We start from the raw sequence: 20,891 nt of genomic DNA, 5'->3' as shown, positions 1-20,891 counted from the left end.
TACCCCGATTTAAACTACCGCTTAGGCGGAGGATTGGAGGAAATATCGCAGATTTGCGCAATGTGGGGAAAAGCGGTAGCGGTCTAGCGACTCGAACCCCCGACGCGCGCCTGGGTAGAAGTCCCTGGGAACCCGGGCCGGCAGGTTGAGGTCAGGCTGCCTGCCGAATTCTTTCTTGCTTCTCGCCGGGAGTGGTTGGCTTCGATCGGAATTGGCTCACAGCTCTTCGGCTTGCCCGGTGACCAAGCCAATCGATCAGAGCTCCCTGATCTGTGCGCAACTTACCGAGTGCGGAAAACACGGCGGTACTGATAGCTTGTTGTTGGCTGCGCAGGTGGTCTTCAACCAGCTTGTGTCGAGTGACATAGCCTGCGTTCACACCAGGGATGGAATGGTTCATGAGGAGCTTGGCATCGAATTCCGATACGCCGGCCGAGGTTGCAATCGTCCGAAATGTTTGACGAAGGTCATTGCCCCATTTTGACAAGATATCTCGATCTTCCTTTGTTTCAGCTAAGTGTCCTGAGGTGCTCTCAGCCGGAAATAACCATTCTTGCGCCTGAGACGGATGCATTTGCCTGCCGAAACGGAGCACCCGTATGAGGCTCAGGATCATTTCCCGAGATAGCGGGATGTCGAACGCTCGCTTACTGCCTCCCTTGGGCTTTGGGATGTGGAGCGCTCGCCGCCGAAAATCGATGTGTTCGGACCTGGCCTGTTGCAATGCCGTGGGCCTAGACCTACACAGCAATGTAAAAAGGTGGAATTCGCGCCGGATTGCATTATCTAGATCGGCCAGCTCTATGAACCATCCTTTCAAATCGCCGGTGCCCATACCAGTGTTCCTGCGCTCCTCCTGATTCCAATCGACTGCATCTGCGGGATTGTCACGTGGCAGCGATCGATTGGTCTTCCGGGCATGATTGTAAATGGCTCGCAGCGTCCGCATGCTGCCATTCGCCATGTAGGGACCGTTCTCCTTGGTAAGCTCATCATGCTTTTTGGCGACGCGACTTGGATCGTTCGCAAGATCGAGCAGAGGAGTGTCAAGCCATTCCGAAAAGAGACGTTCGACGTGATCGCGATAGCCATTTATCGTTTTCTCGCTGCGGCCTTTCCGGATCAAGTGGGCTTCCAGATAGCGTTGCCAAGCCTGCCTCAGGGTAGGGACCGCTACAACAACATTCCTATGGGTCTCGGCTTGTTCGGCCCTTGAGTCTTGCCTCGCTTTTGGGTGCTGCCCTTTGCTGATGTGAGCAAGATATTCCTTGGCAATTGCGCGGGCCGCTCGGGTCGTCAGCTCCCTGGTATCTCCAATGGATACTCTAACGGATGAGGCCCGCTTTCCTCGCTGTCTAAGATCACCTTGAACAGTGAAGGTCCTTTTTCGCTTCCCGATGACAAAGAAGCCCTTCAACTCAGTGTCGCGAGCCAAATACCATCCATCTTCTGGAGCTGTTAACTGAGCGATGGCCTTGTCGCTGAGAGTAATGCGGATGTCGGTCATGAGGGCGGACGAGAACTGCTAAAACGGTTTTCAAACGGTTTTGGCGAACTGAGGTGTTTGAAGGTCAGGGTTCGCTGGACTGCGAAGCTATGCGACAAGCCCCTATAAATAAAAGATCTTCTTGGACGTTGTCGTAGTGTGGCGGAGATTCAGAAATCGTAGAGAGGCGCCGGTTTTGAACTCTTAATCAACGGGTCTTCGCGTAGTCGAGCAAAGCCGGAGGCTGACCACTGATTGACCACCGAAACTCGGTGAACAATCGACGATAAAGGTGGTCAAGCGGGAGCAAACTTGATTGTTTTTGTTGATCTTTTCGTTTGCTACTTACGTTCGGGACGCAGGGCTCGCAGGTTTGGATCCTGCCACTCCGACCATTCTTCCAAAAATCGACGCTTTCCTGAAGGCTTGGCGAACCGGCCGCCAGCGCCTCGGGAGCGCGTTTCTGCAACGATTTTCAGGGCGGCTCCACGGCCGATTTGGCCGGGCAGGGCGGCTTGCCACGGTGGCATGGCTGTTCATTCGTTGGCGCGCGGTTGTCGCGGGCCTACCGCCTCGCCACCAGCACGCCCACCAGAAACGCCACCATCAGCGACGGCAGCGGCGCCTCGCACACCATGTCGCGAACGATATCCGGCCAGTGCCGCTTCGAGACGGGTCTTGGCGACCTGACTTCAGCCCTCGCGTCATGCCCCGCTCTGACGCAAGCTCGGCAACCTCGCTCGCGGCCAAGCGCCAGCCGTCGCGGACGCGAAAGTTGGTAGCTGAAAGTCCTGGCAGGAGAGAACGGCAGCTCCCGCAGGATGGGCGGCGCTCTCGCGAAACTCGTCATCTCAGCGGCGCGGTCGCAAGACTTGGCGAGGTCGTCAATCCCTCTTCGCAAAAGTTTTAACTTCATCGAAGTTCGTATCTCTTGCCCATCCCGGTTCATCCTTGAGGGGCAATCGGCTGGTCGTCATTTTCGCGAGCCGGGCTTGCGGTGGACGCGGCAGCATCGGGCGCGAAAGCTAGGGCTGTCCGGATTGCTCTCCGTGAGCCCTGAGGCTTCGCGCGGACGAACGGCGCTGTCAGGTTTGTCTCGTCTATAAGTTTCCGGCTCCGTCAACAGGGCCGGGAAAACTGCGGCGAAACGGCGGGCCGTGTGTACGGCAAAACCGTTCGGTCCTGGCCGTCGTTGCTACGGTCAAGCTCTTGCGGAGGCGGCAGTCGCGTCAACCGGCGCGGCACCGGTGAATTCCGTGCAAGTGAAAGAGGCCAAAAGGAACTCGGCTCCAGGGGGAGCACGGCATAAGCCGGCCAACCATCGCGCAGGAAAGGCCGAGTGATTGGCTACACTTGTATGCTGCTGTGCGGTTCTTCTGTGCGTGGCTTGGCGCAACTGACCGCGGGTGCCAGCCGGCACCCGGCCATCCCTGCGCCCTCTTTGTCGAGAGGGTGGAGAGACGAAGCGAAGCTCGGGCGAAATCCGCCGCGAGAATGCAAAAGGTATGCTCTTGGAAGACGGGTTGGAGGATCGCGATGCAGCCGTTTGCTCCGTCATTGCGAGGAAGCAACCAAGATTTCTCCGTGGAGGTACTCTGGATTGTCTCGTCTAGGCCCGGTCCGCCGCAGTCACGAAATCCTGTGACAGGGGCGCGCGAGAGCGGACTGGTGGCACTTTTTGGCCATCCCCTCGTCGCGTTCAGACATAGGGATCGCCGTTTTGACGCGTTCGTCGGACCCTAGGCGATAGTTTGGCCGCTGCATTTGCGCAGCAAACTATTGCTCTGTTTCGCTCTCGACATGGACGTTCGCTATCCTGCGTTCGGCTTCAGTCCGGCCGCCTGGATACCTGCCACCGCACACGCCTCGTCATTGTCGGAGGTGTCGCCGGAGACTCCGACGGCGCCGAGCAGCGTCGTGCCGTCCATGATCAGCGCGCCGCCGGGAACCGGCACCAGTGCGCCCTTGGCGATGGTGTTCACCGCGTCGATGAAATAGGCCTGCTCCTGTGCGCGCTGGTACAGCGCGCGCGTGCCCATGCCAAGCGCGAGCGCGCCATAGGCCTTGCCGTGCGCGATCTCGGCGCGCATCAGGCTGGTGCCGTCTTGCGCGGCAGCGATCTTGAGCACGCCGCGTGCGTCCAGGATGGTGATGACCAGCGGCTTCAGCTTGAGTTCGCCGGCTTTCGCGAAGGCGGCGTCGAGGATCTTGCGGGCAATGTCGAGGGTGAGGTCAGCCATGGCTTGTTTCCTTTTCAGCGAGAGAAGTGGAGTTGGTATCGGCGCGATCGAGGCTCATCGCCAGCACGCGCGCGACGTGAAGCGCCTCGCGCCGGGTGCCGTCGTGGATCTGGTGGCGGCAGGAGGTGCCGTCGGAGACAACCAGCGTCGCCTCGTCTGCGCGCCGCACGGCAGGCAGCAGCGACAGTTCGGCCATCTCGATCGAGGCGTCATACGTGTCGGCACCGTAGCCGAAGGCGCCGGCCATGCCGCAGCAGCTCGATTCAATGGTCTCGACCTTCAGGCCGGGGACGAGGCGCAGCACCTGCTCGACCGGCTTGAAGGCGCCGAAGGATTTTTGATGGCAATGGCCGTGGACCACGGCCTTGTCCGCGACGCCGCCCAGCGGCAGTTGCAGCCGGCCGGCTTCCGCCTCGCGCACCAGAAATTCCTCGAAGGTCAGGGCGCGGGCGCCGACGGCCTTGGCGTCCTCGTCCTGGCGCAGCGAAGCGAGCTCGTCGCGCAGCGTCAGCAAGCAGCTCGGCTCCAGGCCGACGATCGGCACGCCGCGCCCGGCGAAGGGCGCGAAGGCGGCGACGAGCCGATCGATCTCGGCTTTGGCTTGCTCGACGAGACCGGCGGACAGAAAGGTGCGGCCGCAGCACAGCGGGCGGCTGCCGCTCGCGGGCTTCGGCAGATGCACGCGATAGCCGCCGGCGGTGAGTACCCGCAGCGCGGCGTCGAGATTCTCGCGCTCGTAGACGCGATTGAAGGTGTCGGCGAACAGCACGACCTCGCGGCCGGTTTCCGGCCCCACGCTCGCCGCAGGTGGCACGAAGACGTCGCTGCGGAAGGCGGGGAGGGCCCGGCGTGCGCTGATGCCGGCAAAACGCTCGAACAGCTTTCGCAGGAATGGGCTCCGATTGCGCAAATTTGCCAGCGGCGCGAAGCGCGAGGCGAGGCCGGCATAGCGCGGGAGATAGCCGACCAGTCGGTCGCGCAGCGTCAGGCCGTGGGATTCAACGCGTGCGGCCAGCACCTCGATCTTCATCTTGGCCATGTCGACGCCGGTCGGGCATTCATGGCGGCAGGCCTTGCAGGAGACGCAGAGTTTGAGCGTCTCCATCATCTCGTCGGAGGACAGCGCGCCCGCGCCGAGCTGGCCGGACATCGCGAGCCGCAGTGTGTTGGCACGGCCTCGCGTGACGTCCTTCTCGCTGCGTGTTGCGCGGTAGGACGGGCACATCACGCCGCCCTCGAGCTTGCGGCAGGCGCCGTTGTTGTTGCACATCTCGACCGCGCCCTGGAAACCGCCGCCGGCGCCGGGATAAGCCGACCAGTCGAGTTTTGTCTTGAGCTCAGCAACGCCATAGTCGGGCTTGAAGCGGAACAGCGAACGATCGTCCATTTTGGGCGCATCTACGATCTTGCCGGGATTGAGGACGCCGTCAGGGTCGAAGCGCTGCTTCACCTCCCTGAAGTCCGCGACGAGACGCTCGCCGAACATGGTTTCGTGGAATTCCGAGCGCACCAGGCCGTCGCCATGTTCGCCGGAATGCGAGCCCTTGTACTCGCGCACCAGCGCGAAGGCCTCCTCGGCGATGGCGCGCATCGCCTTGACGTCCTTCTCGAGTTTCAAATTCAGCACCGGCCGCACATGCAGGCAGCCCTCGGAGGCGTGCGCGTACATCGTGCCGCTGGTGCCGTGCCTGGCGAACACCTCGTTCAGCCGCGCGGTGTAGTCGGCCAGATGCGGCAGCGGCACGGCGCAGTCCTCCACGAAGGAGACCGGCTTGCCCTCCTGCTTCATCGACATCATGACGTTGAGGCCGGCGGCGCGGAAATCGGCGATGCCGCTCTGAAGCGCCGGCTCGGTGATCTCGACCACGCCGCCCCATTTGCGTCTGTCGTTGTTCCAGCCGAAGCCGAGATCACCCATCAGCTCGCCGAGTTGCTTGAGGCGCACGAGGTTGTCCGCCTGGTCCTCTTCGGCGAATTCGACCACCAGCACGGCATCCGGATCGCCCTTGATCGCGGCGGAGATGATCGGGCGGAACATGGCGATGTCGCGGCCGAGCGCGAGCATGGTGCGGTCGACCAGCTCGACCGCGATCGGCTTGAGCTTGACGAGATGCTGGGCCGCATCCATCGCCTCGTAGAAACTGCCGAAATGGCAGACGCCGAGCGCCTTGTTGCGGATGACGGGCCACAGCTTCAGCTCGACCTTGGTGGTGAAGGCGAGGGTGCCCTCGGAGCCAACCAACAGATGCGCCAAGTTGTTGCGCGCATTGCGCGGCACCAGCGCATCGAGATTGTAGCCGCCGACGCGGCGCTGCACCTTTGGAAAGCGCGCGGCGATCTCGTCGGCCTCGCGGGTGCCGAGATCGAGCATGTCGCGGAATAGGGCGCGGGTGCTGTAGCCAGCTTCGAGATCGGAGAGATCGCGCGACACCTCGCCAAAACGGCTGAGCGTGCCGTCGGCGAGCGACGCCTCTATCGACAGCGTGTTGTCGCGCATGGTGCCGTAGCGAAGCGAGCGGCCGCCGCAGGAATTGTTGCCGGCCATCCCGCCGATGGTGGCGCGGGAGGCCGTGGAGACGTCGACCGGAAACCACAGACCATGCTTCCTCAGCTGGCGGTTGAGGTCGTCGAGCACGATCCCGGGCTCGACCATGCAGGTGCGGCCCTCGACGTCGAGAGACAGGATTCGGTTGAGGTGCTTGGAGAGATCGACCACGAGCCCGTCATTGACGGTCTGGCCGCATTGCGAGGTGCCGCCGCCGCGCGGGGTGACCTTTCGGCCCTCGTCGCGGGCGATTGCCAGCGCCAGCAAGGCCTCATCCATGGTCCTGGGCACGACCACGCCAGCCGGCATGATCTGGTAGAACGAGGCGTCGGTGGCGTAGCGGCCGCGGCTGAAGCCGTCGAACAGGACGTCGCCGGACATTTCCGCGCGCAGGCGCCGTTCGAGCGAGGAGGCGTTTGTCATCCCTGGTCCTGGCTTGATCCAGCAAGGCGCCCAGGCCGGGCTGGAGTATTCATTCTCGTTTCTGACCGGTATATTATGAATTCAAAATGAGGAAGCCAGTCGCCCTCAGGGCGAGGCCGGCGCGTCCTCTTGCGGCTCGGTCAGGTGCTCGATCGCAGCCGTCCGCTTGTTGCGCAGGTGCTGGAACAGGACGTCGCTGAGCTCGCTGCCGGCGCGGCGACGCAGCGCATCGAGGATGGCCTCGTGCTCGCGCATCGCTTCCGCCCAGCGCTGCCGCTTGCGGGCGAAATTGGCCGAATAGCGGACCCGGCGGATCCGCCCGGCAAAGTTGGCGTAGGCCGTCTTCAGCGCCTCGTTACGTGCGGCCGCAACGATGCTTTCGTGAATGCGCTGGTTGGTCTGAAAATAGCCGTGCATGTCGCGATGCAGATAGTGGCCGTACATCTCGTAATGCAGATGTTCGATCCCTGTGATTTCCTCGTCCGTAATAGCTTCGCAGGCAAGGCGTCCGGCCAGGCTCTCCAGTCCCGCCATCACGTCGAACAGCTCCTCGAGATCGCGCTGGCTGAGCTGGCGCACGCGGGCGCCGCGGTTGGGCAGCAGCTCGATCAGCCCTTCGGCGGCGAGCACCTTTAGGGCCTCGCGCAAGGGGGTGCGCGAGATGCCGAGCATCTCGCAGAGCTGCCGCTCGGGCACGCGGGCGCCGTCGGGAATGTTGCCCTCGACCACGTGGTCGCGCAGCCGCAGCAGGATCTCGCCATGGAGCGAGGCCTCCTGGCGGTCGCCGCCATTGCCGGCCGGCGGGGCGATTGGAACCCCGGTATCGGGAATCGTGGATTTCATTTGCAGCACAATAGTTTGCCTGTCCGGTCGCGTCGATGTTTCACAATCGCATACCAAATTTCGATTGAAAGGACAAAAAATGAATGCAAAATAGTTTCCGGAGTTGGCGAGAGTCCGCTCACAGGGAGATTTTCATGCACCAGGGACGCCATTTCCTTCAGATTCCGGGCCCGAGCCCGGTCCCCGAGCGCGTCCTGCGCGCCATGGACATGCCGGTCATCGACCACCGGAGCGCGGAATTCGGCGAGCTCGGCCGGGCCGTGCTCGAAGGCAGCCAGAAAATCTTCCAGACCAAGGGGCCGGTCATCATCTTCCCGTCGTCGGGGACGGGCGCCTGGGAGGCCGCCATCGTCAACACGCTGTCGCCGGGCGACAAGGTGCTGATGGTCGAGACCGGCCATTTCGCCGCCCTATGGCGCCAGATGGCTGGCCGCTTCGGCATCGAGGTCGACTTCGTTCCCGGCGACTGGCGCCGTGGCGCCGACCCCGCGGTGATCGAGGCCAAGCTTGCCGACGACACTGTCCGCGCGATCAAGGCGGTGATGGTCGTGCACAACGAGACCTCGACCGGCGCAACCAGCCGCATCGCGGAGATCCGCGCCGCAATCGATCGCACCGGCCACCCGGCACTGCTGATGGTCGATACCATCTCGTCGCTCGGTTCGATCGACTACCGCCACGACGAGTGGAAGGTCGACGTCAGCGTCAGCTGCTCGCAGAAAGGCTTCATGCTGCCGCCCGGCCTCGGCTTCAACGCGATCTCCGAAAAGGCCCGCGCCGCTTCGAAAGCCAACAAGATGCCGCGCTCCTATTTCGACTGGGAGGAGATGCTCAAGCCCAACGCCAACGGCTTCTTCCCCTATACACCCGCGACCAATCTGCTCTACGGCCTGCGCGAGGCGATCGCGATGCTGCTCGAAGAGGGGCTCGACAACGTGTTCGCGCGGCATCAGCGGCTGGCGGCCGCAACGCGCGCCGCCGTCAATCATTGGGGGCTCGAGATCCTCTGCCAGGAGCCGGCCGAGTCCTCCCCGGTGCTCACGGCGGTGCTGATGCCGCCGGGACATGATGCCGATCAGTTCCGCAAGGTCGTGCTCGACAATTACAACATGTCGCTCGGATCGGGCCTGTCCAAGGTCGCCGGAAAGGTCTTCCGCATTGGCCATCTCGGCGAATGCAACGCGCTGACGCTGCTTGGCGCGCTGACCGGCGTCGAGATGGGCCTGTCGGTTGCCGGCGTGCCCCATCGCTCCGGCGGCATCGAGGTCGCGATGAAGCTCCTGGAGCAGCGACCGCAGAGCAATGCGTCCCCGCACCTGAAGGTGGTCGGCACCTAGAGCGGCGGCGTTTCCGCCTTCCTGGTTCACCCTGAATGCCCGCTCACGGAGGCCAGGGAGGGGGCCGTCTGGACCGGTGGAGGCCCCGCAAGAGGGGGCGGCGGAGGTCCGCCGCTTATGCATGGGAGTGGCCCTCAGGAGAGGGGACAAGCCGGTCAATTGGTGCTATTCGGCGGCCACCAAAATCAAGGCAAGACCGGGAAGGACGCCGATGACCGTGCATACTGGAAGGCATTTCCTACAGATTCCAGGACCGACCAACGTGCCCGACCGGGTGCTGCGGGCGATGGACATGCCGACGCTGGACCATCGCGGTCCGGAGTTCGCCGAGCTCGGTTTTGGCGTGCTTGCCGCGATGCAGCGCGTATTCCGCACCAAGCAGCCCGTGATCATCTTCCCGTCATCCGGCACCGGCGCCTGGGAAGCGGCGATGGTCAACGTGTTCTCGCCCGGCGACAAGGTTTTGATGTGCGAGACCGGCCAGTTCGCGGTGCTGTGGCGCGGCATCGCCGAGAAATTCAAGCTCGACGTCGATTTCATTCCGAGCGACTGGCGCCATGGCGCCGACCTCGCCGAGATCGAGCAGCGCCTGGCCGCCGACAAGCAGCACGCGATCAAGGCGGTCTGCGTCGTGCACAACGAGACCTCGACCGGCTGCGTCACGCCCCCCGCCGAGGTGCGCAAGATCATCGACCGCACAAAACATCCGGCGCTGCTGATGGTCGATACTATCTCCGGCCTTGGCTCGATGGAATACGAGCACGATGCCTGGGGCATCGACGTCTCGGTCGCAGGCTCCCAGAAGGGCCTGATGCTGCCGCCTGGCCTCGGCTTCAACGCCGTCTCGGAGAAGGCGCTCAGCGTTGCCAAGGCCAATCCCGGCATGCGCTCCTATTGGGACTGGCAGGAGGTCATCGCTTTCAACAAGCTCGGCACCTTCCCCTACACGCCCGCCACCAACCTGCTCTACGGCCTGCGCGAAGCGGTCAAGATGCTGGAAGAGGAAGGCCTGGAGAACGTCTGGACCCGGCACAAGCGCCACAGTGCGGCAACGCGCGCCGCGGCCAAGGTCTGGGGCCTGGAGACGCAGTGCGCCGACCCTGCCGCGCATTCGCCGGCACTGACCGGCGTGCGCGTGCCTGATGGACACGACGCCGATGCCTTCCGCAAAGTGGTGCTGGAAAACTTCGACATGTCGCTCGGCACCGGCCTGAACAAGGTCAAGGGCAAGGTGTTCCGCATCGGCCATATCGGCCATTTCAACGATCTGATGCTGATGGGCACGCTCGCCGGCGTCGAGATGGGCCTGGATCTTGCAAAGATTCCGCACCGGAGCGGCGGCGTATTGGCGGCCATGGACGTCCTGAAGGGGCGCGACGTGGTGCCGATGGCCAAGGCTCAGGTGGCTTAAAGGCTCAGCTTGCCTGAGCTCGCTTAGAGAAAAGAGAGCGCGCGATGAACGCACCGACGACCGCTAACGAAGACCTGCTCTACTCCGTCCAGGACGGCATCGCGCGGATCACTTTCAACCGCCCGCAGGCGCGCAACGCCATGACCTTCGCCATGTATGACCGCATGGCGGAGATCTGCCAGGAGATCAACGCCGACCGTTCGATCAAGGCGCTGATCCTGACCGGGGCAGGCGACAAGGCCTTTGCCTCCGGCACCGACATTTCTCAATTCCGTGCGTTCAAGACCGCTCAGGACGCGCTCGACTACGAGGCGCGCATCGATCGCGTGCTCGGCACGCTGGAGCAGTGCCGCGTGCCCGTGATCGCGGCGATCGCGGGGGCCTGTACCGGCGGCGGTGCCGGTATTGCGGCCTGCTGCGACTTGCGCATCGGCACCGAGACGACGCGCATCGGTTTTCCGATCGCGCGCACGCTCGGCAACTGCCTGTCGATGTCGAACATCAGCCGTATCGTCTCGCTGGTCGGTCCGGCCCGCACCAAGGATATGATCTTCAAGGCGCGCCTCGTCGAGGCGCAGGAAGCACTGTCGCTCGGTCTGCTCAACGAGGTCGTGCCCGACGTCGAGACGCTGCAGCTCCGTGCCGATGAGACCGCTAGACTCGTCGCAAGCCACGCACCGCTCACGCTGGAAGCGACGAAGGAAGCGGTGCGCCGCATCCGACGCACGCTGTCGCGTGAAGAGGGCGAGGACCTGATCCTGAAGGCCTATATGAGCGAAGATTTCCGTGAAGGCATGGACGCCTTCCTCAACAAGCGCCCGCCGAACTGGAAGGGCAAGTAGAATTCTGATCTTTGCGCCGCTGCACATGCGGCGTGAAGCGCGGAAGCGGTTGCATCGATCAACTCCCGGATAGACTGCAAGAAACAGTTGCCGATTCGCGAGGCGTATGGATTGCGTCGCGCATCCCGAGTAACCTCCTGCTGCGGTAATCGACGGAAGGGCGGATGATGAGGAAGATTGGTTCCGGTCAGGGGACGAGCTACCGAGTTTGCCAGCTGCGACGCGCACTTGTAGTACTTGGCATCGCCAGCTTGGCGCTTGCAGGCGCCACCGGCGCGCAAGCCCAGTCGCTCCGCGAGGGCATCGCCGCGTTCCAGCGCCAGGACTATGCGAGGGCCTCCCGCATCTTCATTCCGCTCGCCGAGCGCGGCAATGCGCCGGCGCAGACCTATCTCGGCCTCCTGTTCGAGACCGGCCGCGGCGTGCCGCAGAACTACACGGAAGCGGCGATGTGGTACCGCCGCGCGGCGGAGCAGGGCGACAGCCGCGCGCAATATTCACTGGGCCTGCTGTACGACCGCGGCTTTGGCGTGCCGCAGGACATCATCGAGGCCTCCAAATGGCTCAACCTGTCGACGGCGGCGGCGCCGCCTCAGGCGCGGGAGGCACGGATTCGGATCCGCGATGCCGTCACCACCAAGATGACGCGCGGAGAGATCGCCCAAGCCCGCTTGCGGGCCGTGGAATGGGCGCCGAGCCGCGAGCAGTGATCGGCGCATCGCGGCCCTCGAAACAAAAAAGTCGAAAACAACCCCATGCACAGTAGGCGCGCCCCGCCGCCCGTTTTCATCGGAATCGTGCTTCACCTAGAAACAACAGTGTCTTAGCCGGGCCAGCCGCCGAGCCAGTCGGCGTACCAGATTTCGCCCAGCCAGCCGACCCAGATCGCGGGGGCGAGGAAAAGTCCGAACGGCAGGAAGGCTGTGCCGCGGACCCGCTTCCTTCGCAGGGCGGCACTGGCGAGATAGACGGCGATCGCAAGCAACGCTGCAAGCTCGATCACCGCGACCACGGTCGCAAGATCGAGCCAGGCCCCGCAGACCGCGCCGAGCTTGACGTCGCCGAGGCCCAGCCCGTCGCGGCCGCGCCAGCGCCGGTAGAACGCCATCATCAGCAGCAGCGGGACCGCCACGGCCGCTGCACGGGCCAGCGGCCAGAGCAGGGCCTCGGCGCCGGCAGCGGGCACGAATGCGGCGGCGCGGAGCAAAGCGAGCGCGAAGGCCGCAGCCGTCAGCTCGTTCGGGATGAGGTAGTGGCGGGCATCGTTCGCCGCGATCGCGAGCATCAGCGCCGCGAGAAACGCGCCATACAGGCCCTCCGCGCCGGGCGCGGTGACGAGGCCCGCGAAGACGCCCAGCAGCAGCGCGCCGCTGAGCGCGAGCGCGGGGCCCGTTCGCTCGTTCACAGTCTCGTTGGCCACAAGATCACCGCGCCGCCTTGGGCGGGCTCACGGTGACGACGGGATTGCTGGTCCCGACCAGGCGGCTGTTCATCTTGCTGCGCATCTCCTCGGCGATGACATGCGCGTCGACGCCGTCCTTGATGACGGTCGGGCGAATGAACAGGATCAGCTCGGTGCGGCTGCGTGCGTTGGTCTGATGCGAAAAGGCGTCGCCCACGCCGGGAATGGAATCCAGGATGGGCAGGCCCTGGCGCTGCCTGTTCTCGGTCTCACTGATCAGGCCCGCGAGCAGCACGGTCTGACCGCTGGTCACCGCGATCGAGCTCTTGACCCGGCGCTGCGAGATCGTCGGCGTCAGCGAATTGGCGCTGCCGGCGGCGATGTTCGAGATCTCCTGCTCAATGTCGAGCACGACATTGCCGTTGGCATTGGCGCGCGGCAGCACGCGCAGAATGATGCCGGTGTTCTTGTAGTCGATGGTGTTGACCACGGTGTTGTTGGCGGTCAGCACGGTCGCGGTGCCGGTCGAGAACGGCACCTGGTCGCCCACCTGCAAGGTCGCCGGCTGGTTGTCCAGTACCACCAGCGACGGATTCGACAGCACCTTGACGTTGGTGACGCCGTGCAGCGCATCGAGCACGACGCGCGGCGAATTCTCGGCGCCGATCAGGAAGTTGAAGCCCGGCAACGCGCGACCGAGCAGGGCGCCGGCCGCGGCGTTGACGGCGTTGCTCGTCCCCTCGACATTGCTGCCGATCGTGCTGGAATTGCTGACGCCCGAGATGGTGTTGGAGATCGAGCCCTGTTTGCTCGCAAGGAAAAACTGCACGCCGTAGTTCAACTGGTCGTTCAGCGTCACCTCGGCGATCGTCGCCTCGATTGCGATCTGGCGCTGCGGCCGGTCGATCTGCCGGATGGTCTGCTCGACGATGCGCTGCGCCTCCTGGTTGGCGTAGACGAGCACGGCGTTGTTGGTGACGTCGGCCGTGATCCGCACGTTCTGGAGGATGCCGTTAACGCCAGGCTTCGCACCGCCGCCCGACAGTCCGCCGAGGCCAGTGTCCTGCGCCGGCGTCGCGGATGCTGCGGGCGCGGAACGGGCGCCGAGCGACGAGCCGGCCGGTCCGGAGACCGGGGTCGGGACGCCGGCGGCGGCGGTCGGCAATCCGCTCAGCGCTGCGACCGGACCACCGGACGAAGAGGTCGAAACCCCGGCACCGGGCGCGACCTGGCTCGATGCGCTGTCGAGCGTCGAAGCCGAGGTCGCGCTCTGGCCGAACAGCATGTCGTTCAACATCGCCACGATCAGCTTGGAATTGCCGTAACGCAGCGGGTAGGACTTCAGGTTCACGCCCTCTGTGTCGGAGCGGTCGAGCCGCGCGATCCAGGTCTGCGCGCGCTTGAGATATTCCGGCTTCTGGCTCACCACGAGGATCGCGTTGAGCCGCGCGATCGGCTGGAGCTTGATCACGTTCTGGCCTATCCCGCCTTCGCCGGAATCCATGATCTTCTCGATCTCGGTGATGACGGGCTCGGGCGATGAATTGCGCACCGGGAAGATGCCGACGGACTGTCCACGCATCCAGTCGGCGTCAAATGACAGAATTGTGTCGACCGCGGTGGCGCGCTCGCTGCCGCTGCCGCTGACAAGTAGCGTGTTGCGCGCATTGTCCGGACGCATCGTCGAGGCCTTCACGCCGAAGGCGTCGAGCAGCTTGAAGATGTTCTGGGCCGAGACATAGCGCAGCGGCACCACCGTGATGCCCTGGCCGGCGGCCGCGTTCATCGAACGGTCGATGCCGCCGGGACCGGCTTCCGGCGCCGGCAGCAGGCGATAGCCGGTGCGGTCGCGCACCAACGCGACGCCCGACATGCGCAGCGCGTTTTCCAGCACGTAAACCGCGTCCGCTTTGGGCACCGATCGTACCGAGGCGAGTGTGACGGTTCCCTGCACGCGCGGGTCGATCGTGTAGCCGACGTTCAATACGTCGCCAAGGATGACCTTGGCGACGGTCGCGACCGGCGCATTCTCGAAATTGAGGTCGTAGCCGCTGCCGCCGGAATCGTCGCGTTCGGCGAGCGTGCTGCCTTGTGGCATTGTACCATCGCTGAGATAGATCGCCGGCCTCGACGGTTTGGCCTGGGCAATGCCGCCCGAACCGGTATCCCCGGGTTGCCGCGGCTGAAGATCGAGGGAGCGGATCTTGTCGGCGATGTCCTGGGCGCGAGGATCGTTGGGATCCGCCTCGATCGACTGGTCCGCAGTGACGATGCAGGCCGTGAGCAGGCAGGCGGACGAGAACAGAACGAGCGTTCCGGTCAGTGCGGAGCGAATGCGCAAAAGCGGCCGGAGTAATTTGAACGAATTATGACTGGCGCCGCTTCGAGGGAACGAAAAATGTCTCTGATCCCTCATGGATTGTGTGCGCCAAAATTTGCGTCGCTATCATTTCTTGCTAGTAAGCCTAGCGTGAACTCCATGGTCGTGAGCGGGACAGATGGATGTGTTGCTGAAAAGCGTGGGGCGGTGAAGGGCATGCAAGACGTCGCGGTCGACACCTTCAAACAGCATCTTCTTGCAAAGCACCCGTTACCGTCACGTGCGCTTACGCACCTGCTCGGTTCGACAGATGCCGGACCTGGTCGGTCGCTCCGCGAGCTTTGGGAGAGAATGGACCTCTCGTCAGCCGAATTTGCCGACGAGGTCTCCGAATATTTTCGCCTTCCGCGGCTAGGTCTTCCGCAGTTACTATCAATCACGCCCTGCCTCGACGGCTTCTCACATAGATTCCTGCGGGAATCGACCATATTTCCCTTCCGCTCTTCGAGCGGAATTTATGGAATAGCAACTGCCGATCCTTTGGATGCCGCCGCCATCCGCGCCGCCGAGATTGTCTTCGGCACGCGGGTCGACATTGTCGTCGCGTCGTATGAAGATATTACGACAGCTCTCGACCAGCGAACCGGCACCGCCGAAGCAAATGCCGAGGAAGGCGGCCGATTGCAGCAACAGTCCGACGACGACATTGAGAGTCTGCGCGATCTCGCCAGCGGCGCGCCGGTCGTGCGCGCGCTCAACGATCTCCTGGAGCGCGCTGTGGACTTGCGTGCAAGCGACATTCACGTCGAACCGTTCCGTGCCGGGCTCACGGTGCGCATGCGCGTCGACGGTCTGCTCCGCGCGCTGCCGTCGCCGCACGGCATCCCGCCGCAGGCGCTGATCTCGCGCATCAAGATTCTCGCCAGTCTCAACATCGCGGAACGGCGCTTGCCGCAGGACGGCGCCGCGCGCGTGCGGGTCGGGCGCAGCGAACTCGACGTTCGCGTTGCGACCATGCCGACGCAGCATGGCGAGAGCGCCGTCATCCGCCTGCTGCCGCGCGACCGCGGCCTGCTGGAGATGAGCAAGCTCGGTCTTGCCGCGCGCGACGAGAGCGCGATGACGCGGCTGCTCGCGATGCCGCACGGCATGATCGTGGTCACCGGACCGACCGGCAGCGGCAAGACCACGACGCTCGCGACCATGCTGTCGATCCTGAACGAGCCGACGCGCAAGATCCTCACCATCGAGGATCCCGTCGAATACGAGATTCCCGGGATCAACCAGTCCCAAGTCAAGCCGTCGATCGGGTTGACGTTCGCCTCCGCGATGCGCGCTTTCGTCCGCCAGGACCCCGACGTGATCATGGTCGGCGAGGTCCGCGACGCCGAGACCGCGCATATCGCGATCCATGCCGCGCTGACCGGCCATCTCGTGCTGACGACGCTGCACACCGAGACGGCGGCGGCGGCGGTGCCGCGCCTGATCGATCTCGGCATCGAGGGCTTCCTGCTCAAGTCCACATTGCGCGCGGTGGTCGCGCAGCGCCTCGTGCGCATGCTCTGCGACCGCTGCAAGGTGCCGCACACGCTGACCGAGGCCGATCTCGCCAAGGACCCACGCTTTGCCGTGATCGGGTTCAAGTGCGGCGAGGTCGTGCACGAGGCCGGCGGCTGCGAACGCTGCGGCGGCACCGGCTATCGCGGGCGCAACGGCGTGTTCGAGGTACTGCAGATGTCCGACGAGGTGCGCACGCTGATCGGCCCGCAGACGGATTCCCACAGCATCGACGCCGCCGCGATGCGGGGCGGCATGACGACGATGCTCGAGGACGCGGTGGCCAAATGCCGGGCGGGGCTCACCACCGTGCCCGAGGTCTTCCGCGTCACGACGGTGCGCTGACGCCCATGCCGAACTATCGCTATCGCGCGCTCAATGCCAACGGCGAACTGGTCTCCGGCGCCATCGCCGCGCCCGCGGCGAGCGACGTCGCGCAGCGGGTCGAGCGTCTTGGCCTCGTGTTGGTCGACAACGTTACGCCGGAAGAGGGCGGTGCGGCGGGCAGTGTGTTCAGCCTGTTCAACCGGCCGAAGCCCGAAGATGTCACCATCCTCACCCGCGATCTTGCGCTTCTGCTCCGTGCCGGCGCCCGTATCAATGACGGCCTGGAGCTGCTCGCGGCCGATCCCGATCTCGGCCGGCTGCGTCCCATCGTTGCCGACATCCGCTCGCGCGTCGTCTCGGGCGAGAGCTTTGCCGAGGCACTGGCGCGGCACGAGGGGCTGTTCCCGCCGATGTATATCGCGCTGGTGCGGGTCGGCGAGGCCTCGGGTTCGCTCGATCAGGTGCTGGAAGTGCTGGCCGGCGAACGCACGCGCAGCGAAGCGTTGCGGCGCCGGTTGTCGGACGCGATCCGCTATCCCCTGTTCGTGCTCGGCGCCGCCGGCTGCGTGCTGCTGTTCTTCCTCACCTTCGTGCTGCCGCAGTTCGCCAGCGTGCTGCAGGATTTCGGCGCCAAGGTCGATCCGATCGTCGGCATCTTCCTCAACATCTCGACGTTCCTGCGCGGCAATTCCGATGCGGTGCTGGCTGGTCTTGCGGTGGCGATTGCCGCGGGATGGCTCCTGCTGCGGCAGGAGCGCGTCCGCCGCGGTCTCACCGATGTGATCACGCGGCTGCCGGCAATCCGCAACGTGATGAGCGCGTACCGCACGGCGTTGTTCTGCCGCAATCTCGGCCTGCTGCTCGGCAGCGGCGTCAATCTCACCATCACGCTGCGTATCCTCGTCGACATGATGGCGACGACCGGCCCGTCCGCGGTCTGGAGCGATGCAGCCGACCGTGTCCGCCACGGCTCGAAACTATCCGACGCGCTGGCCGAGACCGAGGCGCTGCCGCCGATGGCGGTGCGCATGCTCCGGCTCGGCGACGAGACCGGGCAATTGCCGATGCTGTCCGGACGCGTCGCCGAATTCTATGAGACCAAGCTGCAGCGCACGCTCGATCGCGCCGTCGGCATCGCAGGACCTGCGGCTATCATCGCGATCTCGCTCGTCGTCGGCGGCCTGATCACGTCGGTGATGACGGCGCTGATGTCGGTCAGCCAGATTGTGGGTTAGGACAGGGTACGGGAGGAATTCGAGGTGACCAAATATCGATCGTCAATGCGCGGCCGTCGGCGCGCGCGGCGAGGGGAGGCCGGCTTCACCCTGGTCGAGATGCTGGTCGTCATCACCATCATCGGGATGATCATGGCGTTGGTCGGCCCGCGGGTGCTGAACTATCTCAGCGAGTCCAAGGCGAAGGCGGCGAAGATCCAGATCGAGAGCTTTTCCAGCGCGCTCGATCTCTATTATCTCGATGTCGGCCGCTATCCGACCTCCAATGAAGGCCTCACCGGACTGACGCGGACGAACAATCAGGCCGGCTGGAACGGGCCCTATCTGCGTGGCGGCATGGTGCCCAGCGATCCCTGGGGCCACGTTTATGTCTATCGCTCGCCGGGCGCGAGCGCGCCCTACGAGATCATCTCGCTCGGATCGGACGGTCAGGAAGGCGGCAGTGGAACGGCAGCCGATATTGTCAGCGGCGGGCGCTGAGGACATCCGTGATGCGGACGGCTTCGCGCTGATCGAGATCCTGTGCGTGCTCGCGATCATCGGCCTGCTCGCGGCGATCGTTCTGCCGGCGGTCCCGCGCTCGACGACGCGCGCCAGGCTGGAGAGCTACGCGGTCGAGGCCGCGGCGCTGCTCAAGGCCGATCGCAACGCAGCGCTGCGCCGGCAAGTGCGGGTAGTGACGCAGGTGGACGCGGAGGCCCGATCGATCCGCTCCGGCGTCACCGGACGGACCATTCGCCTGCCGGGCGACGTGGTCGTGCAGGCGACATTGGCCTCGCGCTGCGCCGATCGCGCCTCCGGGCGGTCGATCGACTTCTTTCCGTCGGGCATGTCGTGCGGCGGGACGATCGCGCTGGCGCGGCCCGGCATGGGCTATGAGGTGCGCGTCAACTGGCTGACCGGAGGCGTCGAAATTGTCCCGCAGAAGCTGCTCTGACACTGCCGGCTTCACCTTGATCGAGGCGCTTGTCGCGCTCGCGATTATCGCGGTCGTGCTCGGCACGATCGGGTCGGTCATCGCCACGACGGTGAAGGGTACGCGTTCGATCGACCAGCATCTGGCACTCGCAGGCACGGCCGAGCGGCTGCTTGCGGATTTGCCGGCGCGGGGACTGCTGAAGCCCGGCCGGCAGGTCGGCGAGCTCGCCGGCAGCCGCTGGCGGGTCGATGTCGCGCCGATGAGCGTGGCCGGCGGCAATCCCGCCACCGATCGCTTCGTGCCGATGGCCGTCAATATGCGCCTGCAGCGCGCCGACGGCAGCGCGATCCAGGTCACGACGGTAAAGCTGGTGCCGAGGGCATCGCAATGAGACGCCTTCGCCGCGCGCTCGCCGATGAAGCCGGGTTCACCTTGCTCGAAGTGCTGCTCGCGACGCTGCTCATGACCGTCATCCTGGCGGCGCTGGCGACGGTGACGGCGCAATGGCTGCCGAACTGGAATCGCGGCATCGCCCGCGTGCAGCGGGCCGAGCGGCTTGCGACCGGCCTCAACCGCATCGTCGCCGACCTCCAGGTCGCCGAGCCGATGACGGTGAACGGCGATGCCCGCACGCCGCTGTTCGACGGCGCCGAATTGTCGGTGACCTTGCTGCGCACCGCGCTCGGGCCGAGCGCGCGCCCCGGGCTCGAATTCATCCGCCTGATCGAGAAGGCCGATGCGCAGGGGCTGGCGCTGGTGCGCGAGCGCGCGCCGTTTCAGCCGATGCCGACCGACGGTCAGATCCGCTTCGTCGATCAGGTCGTGCTGATCCGCGCGCCGTTCCGCGTGAGCTTTTCCTATTCCGGGCCGGATGGCCAGTGGCAGCCGGTCTGGCGCGGCCAGGCGCAACTGCCGGACCGCATCCGCATCACCGTGCGTGACGGTGCCAGCGGTCAGGTGTTGGCGGTCTCGGCTGCGGCGGTCCCGCATATCACGGCGCCGGCCGCATGCGCGCGGGCCAAGAATCCGGCGACCTGCGTTGCGGCGCGCGGTCGGCCGCAGCAGACGGAGAAAGAGGAGCAGCAGCTGTGAGCGCCGTGAGGCACGGCAGGCACGCGCTTCGCGATGACGGCGGGTTCATCGTCGTCGCGGTGCTCTGGATGCTGGCGGCGCTGGCCGCGCTCGCGCTGATCTACCTGACCTACGTCACCAACACCGCGGTCACGGTCGCCGTCAATGCCGACCGCTTGCAGGCCGACGCGCTGGTGAACGCCGGGCTTGAGCTCGCGGCCTACCGGCTGACGGCGCAGAACGAGGCGCCGCGCCCGACCAGCGGCACCTTCAACGCGCGCGTCGGGGCCGGCCGGGTGAACGTCACGTTCCGCTCGGAGGCCGCGCGCGTCGATCTCAACATGGCGCCGAAGGCGGTCCTTGCTGGCCTGATGACGGCGCTCGGTGTTTCCGCGGACAATGCGCCGGTTTATGCCGACCGGATCCTGGCCTGGCGCTCGTCGACGGAGCCGGACCAGGACAACCCGGAAGATTCTTACTACCGCACGCTCGGCGCGTCCTATCTGCCGCGCCATGCGCCGTTTCCACATAGCGACGAGCTCTGGCTGGTGCGCGGTATTCCGCCCGCAATCGTCGAGCGCGTGCTGCCCTTCGTCACCGTGTTCAGCAACATGCGAACGGTGAACGTGCTCGACGCCGCGCCGCAGGTGGTAGCGGCGCTGCCGGGCATGACGCCGCAGACGCTGCAACAGCTGCTGCGCGACCGTACCGATCCCAACATCGACCCGCAGTCCCTGGTCGGGCTCGCCGGCAATGCCAATGCGACGGTCGAGGGCTCGAAAGCCTACCGGGTCACGGTCGCGGTCGAGGCGCCGTCGCGCCGGCAGAGCTCGGCCGAGGTCGTTATCCTGCTTCTCGAAAGCGGCGATGAGCCCTATCGTGTATTGTCGTGGCACAACGCCTTCGACGGCGCCGCCGGAAAGCCTCTGTGAG

Annotated in this window: 17 protein-coding genes; 11 read left to right on the top strand and 6 right to left on the bottom strand. The window is 64.9% G+C overall.

Translation table 11 applies throughout. The annotated features are described in order from the left end of the window. Nucleotides 1-151 precede the first annotated feature (151 nt). The 4 genes from QSV46_RS20765 to QSV46_RS20750 all read right to left on the bottom strand — a co-directional run bounded on the left by QSV46_RS20765 (nt 152) and on the right by QSV46_RS20750 (nt 7,537). The gene (locus QSV46_RS20765; protein WP_314955603.1) at nt 152-1,507 is read right to left on the bottom strand and encodes an integrase arm-type DNA-binding domain-containing protein; all 1,356 of its coding nucleotides are present in this window, start codon (nt 1,505-1,507) and stop codon (nt 152-154) included. A gap of 1,790 nt (nt 1,508-3,297) precedes the next feature. Further along, nucleotides 3,298-3,726, bottom strand: a complete 429-nt coding sequence (locus tag QSV46_RS20760; protein WP_314955600.1) for a GlcG/HbpS family heme-binding protein — start codon at nt 3,724-3,726, stop codon at nt 3,298-3,300. Then, on the bottom strand, nt 3,719-6,694 hold the full coding sequence (locus tag QSV46_RS20755) for an FAD-binding and (Fe-S)-binding domain-containing protein (RefSeq protein ID WP_314955597.1): 2,976 nt from the start codon (nt 6,692-6,694) through the stop codon (nt 3,719-3,721). The genes QSV46_RS20760 and QSV46_RS20755 overlap by 8 nt, the downstream gene beginning before the upstream one ends. A 105-nt stretch (nt 6,695-6,799) precedes the next feature. Continuing rightward, the gene (locus QSV46_RS20750) at nt 6,800-7,537 is read right to left on the bottom strand and encodes a GntR family transcriptional regulator (RefSeq protein WP_314955594.1); all 738 of its coding nucleotides are present in this window, start codon (nt 7,535-7,537) and stop codon (nt 6,800-6,802) included. Between the two features lie 134 nt (nt 7,538-7,671). Between QSV46_RS20750 and QSV46_RS20745 the strand changes: the two genes are divergently transcribed. The 4 genes from QSV46_RS20745 (at nt 7,672) to QSV46_RS20730 (ending at nt 11,837) form a co-directional block, all read left to right on the top strand. Continuing rightward, complete coding sequence (locus QSV46_RS20745) at nt 7,672-8,874, top strand: pyridoxal-phosphate-dependent aminotransferase family protein (protein WP_409997186.1); 1,203 nt, start codon at nt 7,672-7,674, stop codon at nt 8,872-8,874. A gap of 211 nt (nt 8,875-9,085) precedes the next feature. After that, on the top strand, nt 9,086-10,285 hold the full coding sequence (locus tag QSV46_RS20740; protein WP_314955591.1) for a pyridoxal-phosphate-dependent aminotransferase family protein: 1,200 nt from the start codon (nt 9,086-9,088) through the stop codon (nt 10,283-10,285). Between the two features lie 44 nt (nt 10,286-10,329). Further along, a complete protein-coding gene (locus QSV46_RS20735; protein ID WP_314955589.1) occupies nt 10,330-11,127 on the top strand; it encodes an enoyl-CoA hydratase/isomerase family protein in 798 nt (265 codons plus the stop codon). A 164-nt stretch (nt 11,128-11,291) separates the two neighbouring features. Beyond that, entirely contained in the window at nt 11,292-11,837 is a 546-nt protein-coding gene (locus QSV46_RS20730; RefSeq protein WP_314955586.1) for a tetratricopeptide repeat protein, read from the top strand. Nucleotides 11,838-11,950: 113 nt separating this feature from the next. On the opposite strand, the gene QSV46_RS20725 is transcribed toward QSV46_RS20730, so the two are convergent. Together QSV46_RS20725 and gspD are read right to left on the bottom strand one after the other, a co-directional pair. Next, entirely contained in the window at nt 11,951-12,547 is a 597-nt protein-coding gene (locus tag QSV46_RS20725; protein ID WP_314955583.1) for an A24 family peptidase, read from the bottom strand. Nucleotides 12,548-12,551: 4 nt separating this feature from the next. Then, nucleotides 12,552-14,945 carry a type II secretion system secretin GspD gene (gspD, locus tag QSV46_RS20720; protein ID WP_409997185.1) on the bottom strand — a complete coding sequence of 798 codons (2,394 nt, stop codon included), beginning with the start codon at nt 14,943-14,945 and terminating at the stop codon, nt 12,552-12,554. Nucleotides 14,946-15,065: 120 nt separating this feature from the next. Between gspD and QSV46_RS20715 the strand changes: the two genes are divergently transcribed. From QSV46_RS20715 to QSV46_RS20685, 7 genes are read left to right on the top strand one after another with little or no spacing between them, the layout of a single operon-like run. Continuing rightward, complete coding sequence (locus QSV46_RS20715; protein ID WP_409997184.1) at nt 15,066-16,751, top strand: GspE/PulE family protein; 1,686 nt, start codon at nt 15,066-15,068, stop codon at nt 16,749-16,751. A 5-nt stretch (nt 16,752-16,756) separates the two neighbouring features. Further along, the gene (locus tag QSV46_RS20710) at nt 16,757-17,968 is read left to right on the top strand and encodes a type II secretion system F family protein (RefSeq protein ID WP_314955574.1); all 1,212 of its coding nucleotides are present in this window, start codon (nt 16,757-16,759) and stop codon (nt 17,966-17,968) included. Between the two features lie 45 nt (nt 17,969-18,013). Further along, nucleotides 18,014-18,448, top strand: a complete 435-nt coding sequence (gene gspG / locus QSV46_RS20705) for a type II secretion system major pseudopilin GspG (protein WP_409997193.1) — start codon at nt 18,014-18,016, stop codon at nt 18,446-18,448. After that, nucleotides 18,411-18,905: a type II secretion system protein gene (locus QSV46_RS20700; RefSeq protein WP_314955568.1), complete on the top strand. Its 495-nt coding sequence runs from the start codon at nt 18,411-18,413 to the stop codon at nt 18,903-18,905. Before gspG ends, QSV46_RS20700 begins: the two co-directional genes overlap by 38 nt. Next, nucleotides 18,883-19,278 carry a prepilin-type N-terminal cleavage/methylation domain-containing protein gene (locus QSV46_RS20695; RefSeq protein WP_314955562.1) on the top strand — a complete coding sequence of 132 codons (396 nt, stop codon included), beginning with the start codon at nt 18,883-18,885 and terminating at the stop codon, nt 19,276-19,278. Before QSV46_RS20700 ends, QSV46_RS20695 begins: the two co-directional genes overlap by 23 nt. Continuing rightward, nucleotides 19,275-19,979 (top strand): hypothetical protein, encoded by a 705-nt coding sequence (locus tag QSV46_RS20690; RefSeq protein WP_314955559.1) that lies wholly within the window; start codon nt 19,275-19,277, stop codon nt 19,977-19,979. Before QSV46_RS20695 ends, QSV46_RS20690 begins: the two co-directional genes overlap by 4 nt. Then, nucleotides 19,976-20,890, top strand: a complete 915-nt coding sequence (locus QSV46_RS20685) for a type II secretion system protein GspK (protein ID WP_314955556.1) — start codon at nt 19,976-19,978, stop codon at nt 20,888-20,890. Before QSV46_RS20690 ends, QSV46_RS20685 begins: the two co-directional genes overlap by 4 nt. The last annotated feature ends 1 nt before the right edge of the window (nt 20,891 follow it).

This window comes from Bradyrhizobium cosmicum, assembly GCF_032290525.1.
GTDB lineage: Bacteria > Pseudomonadota > Alphaproteobacteria > Rhizobiales > Xanthobacteraceae > Bradyrhizobium > Bradyrhizobium cosmicum_A.
Note: the sequence above shows the minus strand (reverse complement) of the source record. Positions and strands in the feature narration are given on the sequence as shown.